This window comes from Novosphingobium sp. (assembly GCF_020852455.1).
GTDB lineage: Bacteria > Pseudomonadota > Alphaproteobacteria > Sphingomonadales > Sphingomonadaceae > Novosphingobium.
This window is the reverse complement of the sequence record NZ_JADZAT010000016.1, coordinates 1-14,623: the sequence shown is the minus strand read 5'-3', so window position 1 is coordinate 14,623 and position 14,623 is coordinate 1. Positions and strand designations below refer to the sequence as shown.

General features: G+C 65.1%; 14 protein-coding genes and 1 pseudogene. 4 read left to right on the top strand and 11 right to left on the bottom strand.

The annotated features are described in order from the left end of the window. The first annotated feature begins 8 nt into the window (after nt 1-8). Entirely contained in the window at nt 9-2,684 is a 2,676-nt protein-coding gene (acnA, locus tag IT549_RS08885; protein ID WP_292972159.1) for an aconitate hydratase AcnA, read from the top strand. Nucleotides 2,685-2,776: 92 nt separating this feature from the next. Then, the gene (locus tag IT549_RS08880) at nt 2,777-3,307 is read left to right on the top strand and encodes a rhodanese-like domain-containing protein (protein ID WP_292972157.1); all 531 of its coding nucleotides are present in this window, start codon (nt 2,777-2,779) and stop codon (nt 3,305-3,307) included. Between the two features lie 321 nt (nt 3,308-3,628). Here the strand turns inward: IT549_RS08880 and IT549_RS08875 are convergent, their stop codons facing one another. From IT549_RS08875 to IT549_RS08825, 11 genes and pseudogenes are all read right to left on the bottom strand, one after another. After that, nucleotides 3,629-4,780: a PEP-CTERM sorting domain-containing protein gene (locus tag IT549_RS08875; RefSeq protein WP_292972155.1), complete on the bottom strand. Its 1,152-nt coding sequence runs from the start codon at nt 4,778-4,780 to the stop codon at nt 3,629-3,631. Between the two features lie 241 nt (nt 4,781-5,021). Further along, nucleotides 5,022-6,062 (bottom strand): Holliday junction branch migration DNA helicase RuvB, encoded by a 1,041-nt coding sequence (gene ruvB, locus IT549_RS08870; protein ID WP_292972153.1) that lies wholly within the window; start codon nt 6,060-6,062, stop codon nt 5,022-5,024. Then, nucleotides 6,059-7,237: an ATP-binding protein gene (locus IT549_RS08865; RefSeq protein WP_292972151.1), complete on the bottom strand. Its 1,179-nt coding sequence runs from the start codon at nt 7,235-7,237 to the stop codon at nt 6,059-6,061. Before IT549_RS08865 ends, ruvB begins: the two co-directional genes overlap by 4 nt. A gap of 56 nt (nt 7,238-7,293) precedes the next feature. Beyond that, a complete protein-coding gene (gene ruvA / locus IT549_RS08860; RefSeq protein ID WP_292972148.1) occupies nt 7,294-7,893 on the bottom strand; it encodes a Holliday junction branch migration protein RuvA in 600 nt (199 codons plus the stop codon). 212 nt (nt 7,894-8,105) lie between these two features. Continuing rightward, nucleotides 8,106-8,444 (bottom strand): hypothetical protein, encoded by a 339-nt coding sequence (locus tag IT549_RS08855; RefSeq protein WP_292972145.1) that lies wholly within the window; start codon nt 8,442-8,444, stop codon nt 8,106-8,108. Nucleotides 8,445-8,515: 71 nt separating this feature from the next. After that, complete coding sequence (gene ruvC, locus IT549_RS08850; RefSeq protein WP_292972143.1) at nt 8,516-8,983, bottom strand: crossover junction endodeoxyribonuclease RuvC; 468 nt, start codon at nt 8,981-8,983, stop codon at nt 8,516-8,518. A gap of 1 nt (nt 8,984) precedes the next feature. Next, nucleotides 8,985-9,335 carry a DUF3147 family protein gene (locus tag IT549_RS08845; RefSeq protein ID WP_292972140.1) on the bottom strand — a complete coding sequence of 117 codons (351 nt, stop codon included), beginning with the start codon at nt 9,333-9,335 and terminating at the stop codon, nt 8,985-8,987. Further along, entirely contained in the window at nt 9,335-10,078 is a 744-nt protein-coding gene (locus IT549_RS08840; protein WP_292972137.1) for a YebC/PmpR family DNA-binding transcriptional regulator, read from the bottom strand. Before IT549_RS08840 ends, IT549_RS08845 begins: the two co-directional genes overlap by 1 nt. A gap of 58 nt (nt 10,079-10,136) precedes the next feature. Continuing rightward, nucleotides 10,137-10,453: pseudogene (locus IT549_RS08835) on the bottom strand (heavy metal-binding domain-containing protein). A gap of 56 nt (nt 10,454-10,509) precedes the next feature. Beyond that, nucleotides 10,510-10,746 (bottom strand): DUF2312 domain-containing protein, encoded by a 237-nt coding sequence (locus tag IT549_RS08830; protein WP_292972134.1) that lies wholly within the window; start codon nt 10,744-10,746, stop codon nt 10,510-10,512. A gap of 126 nt (nt 10,747-10,872) precedes the next feature. Beyond that, the gene (locus IT549_RS08825) at nt 10,873-11,208 is read right to left on the bottom strand and encodes a DUF1244 domain-containing protein (RefSeq protein ID WP_292972132.1); all 336 of its coding nucleotides are present in this window, start codon (nt 11,206-11,208) and stop codon (nt 10,873-10,875) included. A 40-nt stretch (nt 11,209-11,248) separates the two neighbouring features. Here IT549_RS08825 and pyk point away from each other — a divergent pair, with 40 nt between their 5' ends. Continuing rightward, nucleotides 11,249-12,730: a pyruvate kinase gene (gene pyk, locus IT549_RS08820; protein WP_292972129.1), complete on the top strand. Its 1,482-nt coding sequence runs from the start codon at nt 11,249-11,251 to the stop codon at nt 12,728-12,730. 63 nt (nt 12,731-12,793) lie between these two features. Beyond that, on the top strand, nt 12,794-14,479 hold the full coding sequence (locus tag IT549_RS08815; protein ID WP_292972127.1) for an amidohydrolase: 1,686 nt from the start codon (nt 12,794-12,796) through the stop codon (nt 14,477-14,479). The last annotated feature ends 144 nt before the right edge of the window (nt 14,480-14,623 follow it).

Here is a 14,623-nt window from a genome sequence, read left to right as displayed (position 1 = left end):
CACTTCGCATGACCCAGGTCGGACAGGACACGCTCGGCACCCGCTCAACACTCAATGTCGGCGGCAAGGACTACGCCTATTATTCGCTGGCCAAGGCCGCGGAAAAGCTGGGCGACATCAGCCGGCTGCCGTTCTCGATGAAGGTCCTGCTGGAAAACCTGCTGCGTTTCGAAGACGGCGGCTTCACCGTTTCGACCCAGGATGTGCAGGCGGTGGTCGACTGGCAGAAGAACCCCAAGGAATCGACCAACGAGATCCAGTACCGTCCGGCCCGCGTCCTGCTGCAGGATTTCACCGGCGTGCCCTGCGTGGTCGATCTGGCCGCGATGCGCGATGCGATCGCCACGCTGGGCGGCGATACCAGCAAGATCAACCCGCTGGTCCCGGTCAACCTGGTGATCGACCACTCGGTGATGGTCGATGAATTCGGCCACCCCAAGGCCTTCGAGGAAAATGTCGAGATCGAATACCACCGCAACATGGAACGCTATGACTTCCTGAAGTGGGGTTCGAAATCGCTCAACAACTTCTACGCGGTTCCCCCGGGCACCGGGATCTGCCACCAGGTCAATCTGGAAAACATCGCCAAGACGGTCTGGACCAGCCAGGATCAGTCGGGCGCGACCGTGGCCTATCCCGACACCTGCGTCGGCACCGACAGCCACACCACCATGATCAACGGCCTGGGCGTGCTGGGCTGGGGCGTCGGCGGGATCGAGGCTGAGGCCGCGATGCTGGGCCAGCCGGTCTCGATGCTGATCCCCGAAGTGGTCGGCTTCAAGCTGACCGGCGCACTGAAGGAAGGCGTCACCGCAACCGACCTGGTGCTGACCGCCACCAACATGCTGCGCAAACACGGCGTGGTCGGCCGCTTCGTCGAATACTATGGTCCGGGCCTCGCCTCGCTGAGCCTGGCTGACCGCGCGACGCTGGCCAACATGGCCCCCGAATACGGCGCGACCTGCGGCTTCTTCGGGATCGACGACAAGACGCTCGATTACCTGCGCCTGACCGGCCGCGAGGAAAGCCAGATCGCGCTGGTCGAAGCCTATGCCAAGCAGCAGGGCTTCTGGCTTGATCCCAGCGCCGCCGATCCGGTGTTCTCCTCGACGCTGGAACTCGACATGGGCACCGTGGTGCCCTCGCTCGCCGGTCCCAAGCGCCCGCAGGACCGCGTGGACCTGCCTGAGGTTGACGATGTCTTCGCGAAGGACATGGCCGAAACCTACAAGAAGACCGCCACCCGCGTGCCGGTTGAAGGCAAGGACTTCACCGTCGGCGATGGCGACGTGATGATCGCCGCGATCACCAGCTGCACTAATACGTCGAACCCCGGCGTGCTGGTTGCCGCTGGCCTCGTCGCCAAGAAGGCCGACGAACTGGGCCTCAAGCCCAAGCCGTGGGTCAAGACCTCGCTCGCCCCCGGCTCGCAGGTGGTTACCGACTACCTCGAAAAGGCCGGGCTCCAGCCGCACCTCGACAATATCGGCTTCAACCTGGTCGGCTATGGCTGCACCACCTGCATCGGCAATTCGGGTCCGCTGGCCGAACCGATCAGCAAGGCGATCAACGAAAACGGCCTGGTTGCCGCAGCGGTGATCTCGGGCAACCGCAACTTCGAAGGCCGCGTTTCGCCCGACGTGCGCGCCAACTTCCTCGCCAGCCCGCCGCTGGTGGTGGCCTATGCGCTGAAAGGCACGGTGATCGACGATTTCGTCACCACCCCGATCGGGACCGGCAAGGACGGCCAGCAGGTGTTCCTCAAGGACATCTGGCCCAGCAACCAGGAAGTGGCCAGCACCATGGCCGCCTGCGTCACCCGCGAAATGTTCCAGGCGCGCTATGCCGACGTCTACAAGGGCGATGCCCACTGGCAGGCGATCAATGTCACCGGCAGCGAAACCTACCAGTGGCGCGCCGGCAGCACCTATGTTGCCAACCCGCCCTATTTCGATGGCATGACCATGACCCCGGCCCCGGTCACCGACATCGTCGAGGCGAAGCCGCTGCTGGTGCTGGGCGATTCGATCACCACCGATCACATCAGCCCGGCCGGCAACATCAAGGCCGATAGCCCGGCGGGCCAGTGGCTGATGGAACACCAGGTCGCCAAGGCCGATTTCAACAGCTACGGCGCGCGCCGCGGCCACCACGAAGTGATGATGCGCGGCACTTTTGCTAACATCCGCATCAAGAACGAAATGGTCCCCGGCACCGAAGGCGGCTTCAGCAAGTACAACGGCGAAGTCATGCCGGTCTATGACGCGGCGATGAAGCACAAGGCCGATGGCACGCCGATGGTGGTGATCGCCGGCAAGGAATACGGCACCGGATCGAGCCGTGACTGGGCCGCCAAGGGCACTAACCTGCTGGGTGTGCGCGCGGTGATCGTGGAAAGCTTCGAACGCATCCACCGGTCGAACCTGGTCGGGATGGGCGTGCTGCCGCTGCAGTTCAAGGACGGCGACAGCCGCACCTCGCTGGGGCTGGACGGTGACTGCACCTACACCATCACCGGCGTCGCCGGGCTGACCCCGCGCCAGGATGTCGAGGTTGAAGTGACCCGCGCCGATGGCTCGAAGTTCAGCTTCACCGCGCTGTGCCGGATCGATACCGCCAACGAAGTCGAATACTTCATGAACGGCGGGATCCTGCACTACGTGCTGCGCAAGCTGGCAAGCTGAACCTCCCCCTCCCCGTTCCGGGAAGGAATACGTTCATCGCGCTTTCACTTGGCGGGGCGCAGGTTTCTTGCCGTAACCACGGGAGAAAGCCGATGCCCCGCCTGTTTGCCCCTGCACTGACCCTGGCCCTTGCCCTGACGCTGTCCGCCCCTGCAACCGCACAGTCGCTCCAGCCCGCCAACCCGCAGATCGACTACGACGGCTTCGTCAAACGCGCGGCGGAACTTGCGCCGGTGCGCGAGGCGCATCGCCTGCCGTGGGACCAGTTCATTGCCAAGGCCCGCGCCGAAGGGGCGCTGCTGCTCGATGCCCGGTCCGAGCGGGCCTATACCCAGGGGCATATCAGGGGGGCGGTCAACCTGCCCTTTTCGGACTTTACCGATGCGGCGCTGCGCGAGGTGATCGGCAAGAACCCGAACCGGCCGATCTATATCTATTGCAACAACAATTTCACCGACAATATGGCACCGGTGGTGACCAAGCGGGTCGATATGGCGCTGAACATCCCGACCTTCGTCAACCTGCACGGCTATGGTTACGGCAATGTCTGGGAACTGGCCGGGCTGGTCAGCACCAAGGGGCTGGGCAGCGACTGGGTAGAGGGTTCCCTGCCCAGCACATAGGGTCAGGACCCCTTACTCGCGCCTTCGAGGTTTGAGGCAAAATGGCTCAGCGCAAGGCGGATAGGCGAAGGAATAGTGGTGCTATTTCAAGACTATCCAACGCGGCGCTGGGCCATTTTGGTCAAATCCCTGCAGGACGCCGGAATGGCTTCCATCTCGACCGGATATTCGCTTGGAAAGGCAACCAGCCTTCCCCGCGCGAATATCCGCCCGATCTGTTCGCCATTCCGGCGCCTCGAAGGCGCGAGTAAGGGGTCCTGACCCTAAGTAAAGGGCGGCTACATGAGCCGCCCCTTACCCCTGGTGGATCCGTTGCCTGGCTCAGCTGGTCTGCTTGGCCAGCCGGCGACGGCTAAAGGTTGCAGCGGCCGCAGCGCCGAACAGCAGCAGCATGGGCGGAGCCGGAACATCGTGGCCGCCATTGCTGCCACCCGACGAGGAGTGGCCGCCCGAAGTGCTGGTGCTCGACGAGGTCGAGGTCGAAGAGCTGGTCGAGCTGGAGCTGCTGCTCGACGACGAGCCGCTCGAGCTGGACGAGGAGCTGCCTGAGCTGCTCGAGCTGCTCGACGAGGACGAACCCGACGAAGACGAGCTCGAACCGCTCGAACCCGACGAACCGCCCGAGGTCGAGGAATGGCCGCCCGACGAATGCCCGCCCGAAGTTGAGCTGTGCCCGCCCGAGCTATGCCCACCCGACGAATGACCGCCGGTGGTGGTGCCGCCCGACGAGGACGACGAACCCGACGAGCTCGACGAGGAGCTGCTCGAGCTGGAGCTGGACGAGGACGAAGAGCTGCTCGACGAGCTGGTGACATTGCCCGACGTGGTCGAAGTGGTGCTGGTCACGCCGCCGGTGGAGGTGGAAACACCGCCCGTCGAGGTCGAGACGCCGCCAGTCGAGGTCGAGACCCCGCCGGTCGAAGTGGAAACGCCGCCGGTCGAGGTGGTCGAGCTGGTGCTGACCCCGCCGGTCGAGGTTGAAACGCCGCCGGTGGTGGTCGAGCTGCCGCCGGTCGAGGTCGAGCTGGTGATCCCGCCGGTGGTGGTCGAAGTCACGACAACGCTGCCGCCGCCGCTCGAACCGCCGAAGAAGCCGCCGAAGAAGCCGCCGCCAAAGCTCATGCCGCCGCTGCCGCCAACGATCACCGTCTGCCCGCCGCTGCCGCCTTCGGGCATCGGCTGGGGGGGAAGCTGCGGCATCATCGGCACCATGGCCATCTGCTGGGGCTGGGGCTGCGGTGCGCAGGCATAGGAACGGGTCACCACGCGGCGGATCTTGCGCATCTTGCGCGGCTGGGCCGCAGCCATGCGGGTCGCCTTCTTGCGCTTGACGGTGCGCTTGGTGGTCGCCGCAGTGCGCTTGGCCTGCTTGACGTACTGCACCTGCGAGGCCGGAGCCTCGGCGACGTGGACTGCTCCACCGCCAACTACTGCGCCACCTGCGGCCAGTGCCGCCAGTTTCACAAGTGCCATCCGTGCCGACATATGATCGCTCTCTTTACCTGCGGAAGCCTTGAATTGCCGTCCGGCCCAATGCCGACTGCAGCCCCCAGTAGCGGCAAAGGACATCAGGAAAGTTAAGGCGACAATCGTGTTAACCGTGTTTTGGCTGGCTCAATCCGGGAAAAATGCATTTTGCGTGCAGGCCAGCGCGGACCTGTCCCATTCTGGAACCGAAACCAGCGCGATTGCGAACGCGGTTAACCGAAAATGGCTATTTCGCGCCCGGATCGCCCGGGTCGAACAGCCCCTGCTGGCTGCCCGTTGGCGGGGTGATTCCCAGGTGATTCCACCCGCGATCGTTAAGGCAGCGCCCGCGCGCGGTGCGCGCCACCAGCCCCAGCTGGATCAGATAGGGTTCGATCACTTCCTCAACCGTATCGCGCGGTTCGCTGAGGCCGGCGGCGAGCGTTTCGACCCCCACCGGGCCGCCCTTGTAGATATCGGCGATCATCGTCAGGTAACGCCGGTCCATCGCATCGAGCCCCAGCGAATCCACCTCGAGCCGGGTCAGCGCATTATCGGCCAGCGTGCGGGTGATGATGTCGTCACCCGCAACATGGGCAAAGTCACGGACCCGGCGCAGCAGCCGCCCGGCCACGCGGGGAGTGCCGCGTGCGCGCCGCGCAATCTCGCGCGCACCCTCGGCCTCGATCCCGATGCCCAGCAGCCCGGCGCCGCGGCTGACCACGCGCTCAAGCTCCTCGATCGTGTAGAAATTCAGCCGCACCGGGATCCCGAAGCGGTCGCGCAGCGGCGTGGTCAGCAGCCCCTGCCGGGTGGTCGCGCCGACCAGTGTGAAGGGCGGCAGGTCGATCCGCACTGACCGCGCCGAGGGCCCCTCGCCGATGATCAGGTCAAGCGCGCGGTCTTCCATCGCCGGGTAGAGCACTTCCTCGACCACCGGATTGAGCCGGTGGATCTCGTCGATGAACAGGACGTCGCCTTCTTCAAGGTTGGTGAGCAGCGCCGCCAGATCGCCCGACTTGGCGATCACCGGACCCGAAGTGGCGCGGAACCCGACACCCAGTTCCTTGGCGACGATCTGCGCCAGCGTGGTCTTGCCCAGCCCCGGCGGGCCATAGAACAGCACATGGTCCATCGCCTCGCGCCGGCTTTTGGCGCTTTCAATGAACACCCGCAGATTATCCTTCGCCGCCGCCTGCCCGACGAATTCGGCCAGGCTCTTGGGCCGCAGCGCTGCATCGGCATCCTCGGCCTGGCGGTGTGAAGAGAGGAGGGGGTTATCGGTCATTGCAGCGACTGCTGCCGCCCAAGGAATTCATCGAACATCGGCACGGTGAAGGCAGTGTCTCCATGAGCCGGGCTGTAAACCATCCCCTTCTTGATCAACGAGCTGCGCAAAGGCGCGACGCTTTCGACTGCGACATTGAGCTTTGCGGCAATGTCTCCGGATCGATGCGGTCCTGGACCGAGTGCCGCCATCGCGAACATATAGCTCTTCTCGCGCGGGGTCAGCCGATCAAACCTGACGCGGAAAAAGCTCTCATCGAGATTGGCGACCGCAGTTCTGGTTGCGCGGTCGATATCTTCTGCGGTGATGGGCGAAGCGGCAGCAGTGTTCCAGCCGTGATAGCCCCATTCCTGAATGAAGTACGGATAGCCCTTCGTCAGCTCCAGAACTCTGGCGATTGCCGCGTCGTCATACCCTGCGCCCTCGCGAATTGCCGGTTCGAGCAAGGCCGCGCGCGCATCCGCTTCGTTCAGTGCCCCGATTTGTGGGTAGTCGAACAGCCGTTCTGCATAAGACTTCGATTTTCCAGCCAGTCCGACCAGCTGCGGCAGCCCAGCGCCGATCACCACCAGCGGCAATTGACGCTGTGACAGGCGGTGCACCGCCATGATCAGGGCGCTGAATTCGGCCTCGGGAATGTACTGAACTTCGTCGATGATCAGGGCCACCGCAGTGCCGCGTGATCGCGCTGCCTGACCTATGGCTTCAAATAGGTCGGGAAGGTCGGCATCCAGGTCCCCGCTATCGGCGATGCCGTGAGCCGGTTCGATCGCCAGTCCGAACTCAACTTCGCCGACCGAAACCTTAAGCGCGTTGGCAAACCCTTTGAGGATCATCAGCGAGCGCTTGACGACCTCATTAACGCGCTCCTTGGTGTCAAGTTGCAGCAGGATGCGACGCAGGCAAGGCAGCAAGACTTCGGGCAGGGTCTTGCTTTCCGGCGTTTCTACCATGGCCGCAATATAGCCAGACTCTTCTGCGATGGTCTGGATCTTGTTGAGCAGCACAGTCTTGCCGACGCCGCGCAGTCCGACTAGCATGAAGCTCTTGGCCGGGCGCCCCTGCTTGATCCTGGCGAGAGTTATCCTCGTCCGTTCAAGGACTTCGTCACGTCCCGCAAGCTCAGGCGGTTGGCTGCCAGCGCCGGGCGCATAAGGGTTCGTCACCGGATCCATAGCAATCTTTCGAAACTTATCATTTTAGAAGATAAGATCAATAAGCTTCATCAAACTCACCCCGCCGCCCTCTTCAATCCCACCCGGATCAGCGCATCGAGCCCGGCCCCCTCGCCCAGTTCCTCGATCGCCCGGGCCACCGCCATGGTCGCGACGTTGGGCTTGAACCCCAGGTTCTGCAGCGCCGAGACCGCGTCCGCGCTGGCCGAGCCGGCCGGGACTGCGGCCACGGCCACACCCGGCCCCGCAGGCAGCGCGCCGGCCTTGTCCTTCAATTCGTTGACGATCCGCCCGGCGAGCTTGGGCCCCACGCCCTGTGCGCGGGCCACCATCGCGGCATCGCCCGCCGCGCAGGCGCGTTGCAGGTCGTCGATCGACAATGCCGAAAGCACCGCCAGCGCCATCTTGCTGCCCACGCCCTGCACCCCGGTGAGCAGGCGGAACCAGGCGCGTTCTTCTCCGCTGGCGAAGCCGATCAGGCGCATGTCGTTTTCGGAAACCTGCAGTTCGGTGTGGACCGTCACCCGGTCCCCCCGCACGCCCAGCGCGTCGAGCGTCTTGGCGCTGGCCTGGACCAGATAGCCCACGCCCGCCACGTCGATCACCGCCCAGTCAGGGCCGAAATCGTCGAGCGTGCCGGTCAGCTTTGCGATCATGGTTTGTTCCTGCCGGAAATCCGCGCGGCTGGCAATCCACCGCGCGAATTATCTGGGCAGGGTCATTTCCACTGACCTGGAAGCACCACCGGCCCGCTCCCCCTCCCAGCCACCCAACGCCAGGTTACCCTATGGGTGGCCGGGAGGGGGAGCGGGCCGGTGGTGCCCTGTTTCAGCTTGACTGAAACAGACCCTAGAACCGCCCGATCGGCCTAGAACCGCCCGATGGGAACATCCGCGCCCACCTTGCAGGCCAGTGCGGCGGCGCCGGTCTGGAGCAGCACCTCGCCGTCATTGACCCGCCCGGCAACCCGAACCAGATCGCCGAAGGTCATCCGCCCGCCGGTATCGTAATCGCGCGCCGCCCGGGCGAGGCGATCGACCTGCCCGGTGGTCAGGTGCCCGCGCAGGAATTCCGCCGCGCAGCTCGCCTGGTTCTGGTTGAGGCCATAGCGCATCAGCGCATCGGAAATCTGGTAGCGGCTGGCCATGCAGCCCGACAGGGTCAGGCCGGCGAGCGCGGCAAGCGCGAGCAGTTTGAAACGGGGCATCGGGGGCGACCTCCTCAGATTCGAGAGGGTGCTATGGCTGCAGTCAGCTTAACCCCGGCTGGCTCACTTGTTCAGCGAACCAGGTGCGCGTGCGCGATGGCCACGGCGAGCGCATCGGCGGCGTCGGCCCCGGCCAGTTTGACCCCCGGCAGCAGGACCCCCAGCATCGCCTGGACCTGAGCCTTTTCAGCGCCGCCGGTGCCGACCAGCGCTTTCTTGACCAGCCGCGTGGCATATTCGGCCACCGGCAGCCCCGCGCGCGCGGCGGCCAGCAGGCAGACCCCGCGCGCCTGCCCCAGCTTCAGCGTCGATTGCGGGTTCTTGTTGACGAACACTTCCTCGACCGCGGCCTGATCGGGCCGGTGGCGCAGGATCACATCGGCCAGTTCGCGGTCAAGCGTCACCAGCCGTTCGGCCAGCGGCAGTTTCGGGTCGGTCTTGACCTGGCCATTGGCGATATGGCTCAGCCGGTTGCCCGCCTTGGCGACAATCCCCCAACCGGTGCAGGTCAGCGAAGGATCGAGGCCCAGGATCAGCATGTCAGATCCGGATCCCCAGCCGGGGGCCGAACTGGGCCATCAGCAGGTAGAGGACGACAGTCAGCGCGCAGCCCGCCAGCAGCGCCAGCCAGAAGCCATGGCCGTGGCGCAGCAGCCACGGCATCAGCAGGAACATCGGCAGGCTGGGCAGCACGTACCAGAAGGTCGCTTCGGCATGGACCGCCATGTTCTCTGCATCGGGGCGGGCCCGCCACAGCAGCACCATCCCCAGCACCGAAACCAGCGGCAGCGAAGCGACCAGCGCGGCGAAAGTCGGCAGCCGCTTGCCGATCTCTGCAATCGCGACAATCAGCGCGCCGGAAAGCAGGGCTTTCGCGACGAGCGGCCACATCAGCCGAGCTTCGCCATCACTTCGTCGGAGATCTCGTAATTGCCCCACACGGTCTGGACGTCATCATCGTCGTCCAGCACGTCGATCAGCTTGAGCAGGGTGGCCGCATCGCCTTCGCCAACCTCGGCCTTGAGGCTGGGCTTCCACGCCAGCTTGACACCGACCGCTTCGCCCAGTGCCTTTTCCAGCTCGCGCGCCACGGGGTGGAGGTTTTCGACCGCGACCCAGATCGCGTGACCGTCCTCGTCGCTTTCAACGTCGTCGGCGCCGGCCTCAAGCGCGGCTTCGAACACCTTGTCGGCATCGCCGGCGCTGCCCGGGTATTCGATCAGCCCCAGCCGTTCGAACCCGTGGCTGACCGCGCCCGATGCGCCCAGGTTGCCGCCGTTCTTGGCAAAGGCGGTGCGGACATTGGTGGCGGTGCGGTTGCGGTTGTCGGTCAAGGCCTCGACGATCAGCGCCACTCCGCCCGGACCATAGCCCTCATAACGCACTTCCTCGTAATTGTCGGCGTCGCCCTTGCTGGCCTTGTCGATCGCGCGCTGGATATTGTCCTTGGGAACCGACTGCGCCTTGGCCGCGTTGACTGCAGCACGCAGGCGCGGGTTAAAGTCGGGATCGGGCATGCCCATCTTGGCCGCAACGGTGATTTCGCGGGAAAGCTTGGAAAACAAGCCGGCACGCTTTTTGTCCTGCGCACCCTTGCGGTGCATGATGTTCTTGAATTTGGAATGACCTGCCATGATCGCCGTCTGTTGCTAGGGTTTAGGAATTGGCCCGCCCCTAGCTCAGACTTGGCTTTCAGACAACCACGGCGGTGCCCGAGCAGCTGACCATCAGCATAGAGCCATTGGCACCGATCACTTCATAGTCGAGATCGACCCCGATCACCGCATTGCCGCCCAGCCGCGCGGCCTCGTTTTCCATTTCGGCAATCGCCTGGCGGCGCGCATCGGCCAGCACCGTTTCATAGGAACCCGAACGCCCGCCAACGATATCGCGGATCCCGGCGACAGGTCGCGAAAGATGTTCGCGCCAACAATCACCTCGCCGGTGACGATCCCGACATAGCGCTGGACCGGACGGCCTTCGAGCAGGGCGATGGTGGTAGAGATCATGCGCGCTTCCTTCCGCGGTGAATGGTGTCACCGAGATAGGAAGCGGCCGGGCGCGATCAACCCAGGCCGAGCGCTGCCTTATAAGTGTCGAGAATCGCTTCCATTTCGGCGCGGTCGTCGGGCTTCATTTTGCGCAGGCGGACGATCTGGCGCATGATCTTGACGTCGTAACCCACCGCCTTGGCTTCGGCATAGACGTCCTTGACGTCGTCAGCGATGCCCTTCTTTTCCTCTTCGAGGCGTTCGATGCGCTCGATCAGCAGGCGCAGGCGGTCGTCGGTGGCATTGGCCATTTGGGGGAAACTCCACGGGAATGAATCGGTTGATCTGCGCCGATAGCCGGGGCCTTAGATTCGAGCAAAGGGCAAGCTGTGGAAAGTCAGCCCCTCTCCATTTTCGCGGAGCACAAATGGAGAGGATCAGCCTTCCGGCGCGTTCTTCTTCAAGCTCTCGGCCATGGCTTCAAGCTGCTGCGGAGTCGCTTCCCTGTGGAAACGTGCTTTCCACTCGCTGCTTGGCATGCCGTGGATCACTTCACGCGCACCTTCCTTGTCATAGGGCGCGCCGGCATCGCGGATCCAGTCGGCCAGGCAATTGCGGCAAAAGCCCGACAGCACCATCAGTTCGATGTTCTGGGCGTCATGGCGGTGACGCAAATGGCGGACAAGGCGGCGAAATGCGGCGGCGGCCACTGCATCATCAAGGCTTTCGAGCGGATCACCGGCGGTCGCATTCGTATTTTCAGAGCAGCTCATGGGCATTCCCTTGGGTTTTCGGCGCCGCTTTGCCATAGGGATGGCACAGAGAGGAAGGCATACCTTGGCAAAATTCGATCCGCGTGGCCGCAAGGTCAAGATTCTCGCCACCCTGGGCCCGGCCAGCCGCAGCCCCGAAATGATCGAAAAGCTGCTGCGCGCCGGGGCCGACGCCTTCCGCGTCAACATGAGCCACGGCGACCACGAAACCCATGCCGCCACGATTGCCGCGATCCGCGAGGTCGAAAAGGCGGTGGGCCGCCCGGTGGCGGTGCTGTGCGATCTGCAAGGGCCCAAGCTGCGGGTCGGTCAGTTCAAGGACGGCAAGGCGGTGATCCGCCATTCGGGCCACTTCACTTTCGATCGCGATCCCGCGCCGGGCGATGACACCCGCGTCTGCCTGCCGCACCCGGAGCTGTTCGGGGTGCTGGAAAAGGGCCAGCGGCTGCTGATCGACGATGGCAAGCTGCGCCTGAAAGTGATCGAGGCGGGCGCGGACCGGATCCTCTGTTCGGCCGAGGTTGGCGGGGTGATTTCGGACCGCAAGGGCGTCAACGTGCCCGATGCCGTGGTGCCGATCCCGGCGCTGACCGAAAAGGACCGCCGCGACCTGGCCTTCGCGCTGGAACAGGGGGCCGACTGGATCGCGCTGTCGTTCGTCCAGCGGCCCGAAGACGTGGCCGAAGCGCGCAAGCTGATGGGCGCATCAAGCACCGCGCTGATGGCCAAGATCGAAAAGCCCGCCGCGATCCACCGCCTCGACGAGATTATCGAGCTGGCCGACGGGATCATGGTGGCGCGCGGCGACCTGGGGGTTGAGCTCAATCCCGAGGAAGTGCCGCCGCTGCAAAAGCGGATCGTTGCCACCACCCGGCGTTCGGGCAAGCCGGTAGTGGTCGCCACGCAAATGCTGGAATCGATGATCGAAAGCCCGGCCCCGACCCGCGCCGAAGTGTCCGACGTGGCCAATGCGGTTTACGACGGGGCCGATGCGGTGATGCTTTCGGCCGAAACCGCCAGCGGCGCCTGGCCGGTTGAGGCGGTAACGATCATGCACCGGATCGCAGGGCAGGTCGAAGGCGACGACATGTATGGCGAGCGGGTCCACTTCACCGAAGTGCGCCCCGATGCGACCACCGCCGACGCGCTGGCGCTGGCCTCGGCGCGGATCGCCGAGACCGTCAACGTCACCGGGATCATCGTCTTTACCGGATCGGGCAGTACCGCGCGGCGCGTCGCGCGCGAGCGGCCTTCGGTGCCGATGCTGGTGCTGACCCCGTCACAGCGGATCGCCCGGCGCCTCGCGCTGCTGTGGGGCACCCACGCGGTCAACACCAAGGACATCGGCAGCTTTGAAGAGATGATCGCCAAGGGCAAACGGATGGCGCTGCGCCACGGGTTCGGCCAGGCGGGGTCAAAGCTGGTGGCGCTGGCCGGGGTGCCGTTCGGGACGCCGGGATCGACCAACCTGCTGCACGTGGTAACCCTGCAGGGCGACGAGCTGAGCAAGCACGGCAACTGACAGACCCATTGCCAGCGTCGCGCGTCTGACGCATCCTCCCCCGAAACGACCAGGGGGATCACGATGGGCACTTTCAACCTGCATCGCCGCCATGTGCTGGCCGGGCTGGGCGCCGGATCGGCAGGGCTGCTGCTGGGCAACCGGGCGCTGCCGCCCGCGCTCGACCTGGCCTATGTCAACGCCCGGGTCTGGACCGGTTACCGCGGGGTGCCGCTGGCCGGCGCGATTGGCCTGGCCGGCGAACAGATTGCCACGGTCGGTGCGGCGCAGACCCGCGCGCGGATCGGCAAGCGGACCCGGGTGGTGGACCTCAAGGGCGGCTTTGTCTGCCCCGGCTTCATCGACAATCACACCCATTTCACCATGGGTTCGTTCAGTCTGGTGCGAGTCGAACTGCTCGACGTGAAAAGCCCGCAGCAACTGGTCGAACGGCTGGGCAGCTATGCCGCCAAACAGCCCAAGGGGCGCTGGATCCTGGGGATGGGCTGGGATTCGGAACGCTGGGGCGGCGAACTGCCCACCCGCCAGCTGATCGATGCGGCCACGCCTGACCATCCGGTGTTCATCAACCGCACCGACGGCCATGTCGCGCTGGCCAATTCGCTGGCGCTCAGGCTGGCCGGGATCAGCAAGGACACACCCGACCCCGAAGGCGGATTGCTGGTGCGCGATGCCAGGGGCGAGCCGACCGGGGTGGTCAAGGACAATGCCCAGACCCTGATCGAGCGCGCGATCCCCGCCGCAACCGATGATGAAACCGAAGCAGCGATCCGGATCGGAATCCAGCGCGCGCTGGCCCATGGGGTCACCCAGGTTCACAATATGGACACCGACTGGGCGACCTTCGATGCCGCGCGGCGGCTGCGGACCAAGGGCGAGACCGACCTGCGGTTCTATGTCATGGCCCCGCTCAACGACTGGGAGAAGCTGGCCACACTGATCCGGCGCGAAGGACGCGGCGATGGATGGGTGCGCTGGGGCGGGCTGAAGGGCATGGCCGATGGTGCGCTGGGCTCGCGCACTGCCTATATGCGGCGGCATTTCCTGAACGATCCGAAGAATTTCGGCTTTCCGCTGCAGAAATGGGAGCAGTTCGCCGAATGGGTCCGCCAAGCCGACAAGGCCGGGCTGCAGGTTTCCGCGCATGCGATCGGCGATGCCGCGATCGACCACGTGCTCGACATTTTCGCCGAGACCGCGCGCAAGAACGGCGCGCGCGATCGCCGCTTCACGATCGAGCATGCCCAGCACATCGCGCTTGATGCGATCCCGCGCTTCGCCAAGCAGGGCGTGATCGCCTCGATCCAGCCGTTCCACGCGATCGACGACGGGCGCTGGGCGGCCAGGGCGATCGACGCCGAAGCGCTCAAGGGATCCTGGGCCTCGCGCTCGCTGCTGGATAGCGGGGCGACGGTGACCTTCGGATCGGACTGGCCGGTGGCCGACCTTGATCCGCTGGGCGGGATCGAGGCGGCGGTGCTGCGCCGGACCACCGATGGCCTGCAGCCCGGCGGCTTCGTGCCCGAACAGCGGATCACCGCCGAGGAAGCCTTGCGCGCCTACACCGCCGCCAACGCCTATTCAGGCTTTCAGGAACGCACCCTGGGCACGCTGCGCCCGGGCAAGCTGGCCGATCTGGCGATACTGGCCGACAACCCGCTCAGCGCCGAGCCGGGCACGATCGGCAAGATCGAAGTGCTGCGCACCGTGGTAAACGGGCGCGAACGCTACAAGGCCAGCGGGGCCTAGAGCCTGTCCTGATTAGGTGGAGGCGTCGGCACGGAGCCGAATTTGGCTCAGCGTGAGGCGCGAGGAGGGAGCCATGCCGTTGCATAGTGACCGACGAGCAACGCGGCGCTGGGCCAAATTCGGCCCGCCCCTGCGGGGTCGCAT

What these genes read in the sequence shown, in the direction of transcription:
- IT549_RS08875 (WP_292972155.1), bottom strand. Translation starts at nt 4,780, where the DNA reads ATGGCACTTGTGAAACTGGCGGCACTGGCCGCAGGTGGCGCAGTAGTT.
- pyk (WP_292972129.1), top strand. Translation starts at nt 11,249, where the DNA reads ATGGCACAGAGAGGAAGGCATACCTTGGCAAAATTCGATCCGCGTGGC.
- IT549_RS08830 (WP_292972134.1), bottom strand. Translation starts at nt 10,746, where the DNA reads ATGGCCAATGCCACCGACGACCGCCTGCGCCTGCTGATCGAGCGCATC.
- IT549_RS08840 (WP_292972137.1), bottom strand. Translation starts at nt 10,078, where the DNA reads ATGGCAGGTCATTCCAAATTCAAGAACATCATGCACCGCAAGGGTGCG.
- IT549_RS08815 (WP_292972127.1), top strand. Translation starts at nt 12,794, where the DNA reads ATGGGCACTTTCAACCTGCATCGCCGCCATGTGCTGGCCGGGCTGGGC.
- IT549_RS08825 (WP_292972132.1), bottom strand. Translation starts at nt 11,208, where the DNA reads ATGAGCTGCTCTGAAAATACGAATGCGACCGCCGGTGATCCGCTCGAA.
- IT549_RS08855 (WP_292972145.1), bottom strand. Translation starts at nt 8,444, where the DNA reads ATGCCCCGTTTCAAACTGCTCGCGCTTGCCGCGCTCGCCGGCCTGACC.
- IT549_RS08845 (WP_292972140.1), bottom strand. Translation starts at nt 9,335, where the DNA reads ATGTGGCCGCTCGTCGCGAAAGCCCTGCTTTCCGGCGCGCTGATTGTC.
- acnA (WP_292972159.1), top strand. Translation starts at nt 9, where the DNA reads ATGACCCAGGTCGGACAGGACACGCTCGGCACCCGCTCAACACTCAAT.
- ruvC (WP_292972143.1), bottom strand. Translation starts at nt 8,983, where the DNA reads ATGCTGATCCTGGGCCTCGATCCTTCGCTGACCTGCACCGGTTGGGGG.
- ruvA (WP_292972148.1), bottom strand. Translation starts at nt 7,893, where the DNA reads ATGATCGCAAAGCTGACCGGCACGCTCGACGATTTCGGCCCTGACTGG.
- ruvB (WP_292972153.1), bottom strand. Translation starts at nt 6,062, where the DNA reads ATGACCGATAACCCCCTCCTCTCTTCACACCGCCAGGCCGAGGATGCC.
- IT549_RS08865 (WP_292972151.1), bottom strand. Translation starts at nt 7,237, where the DNA reads ATGGATCCGGTGACGAACCCTTATGCGCCCGGCGCTGGCAGCCAACCG.
- IT549_RS08880 (WP_292972157.1), top strand. Translation starts at nt 2,777, where the DNA reads ATGCCCCGCCTGTTTGCCCCTGCACTGACCCTGGCCCTTGCCCTGACG.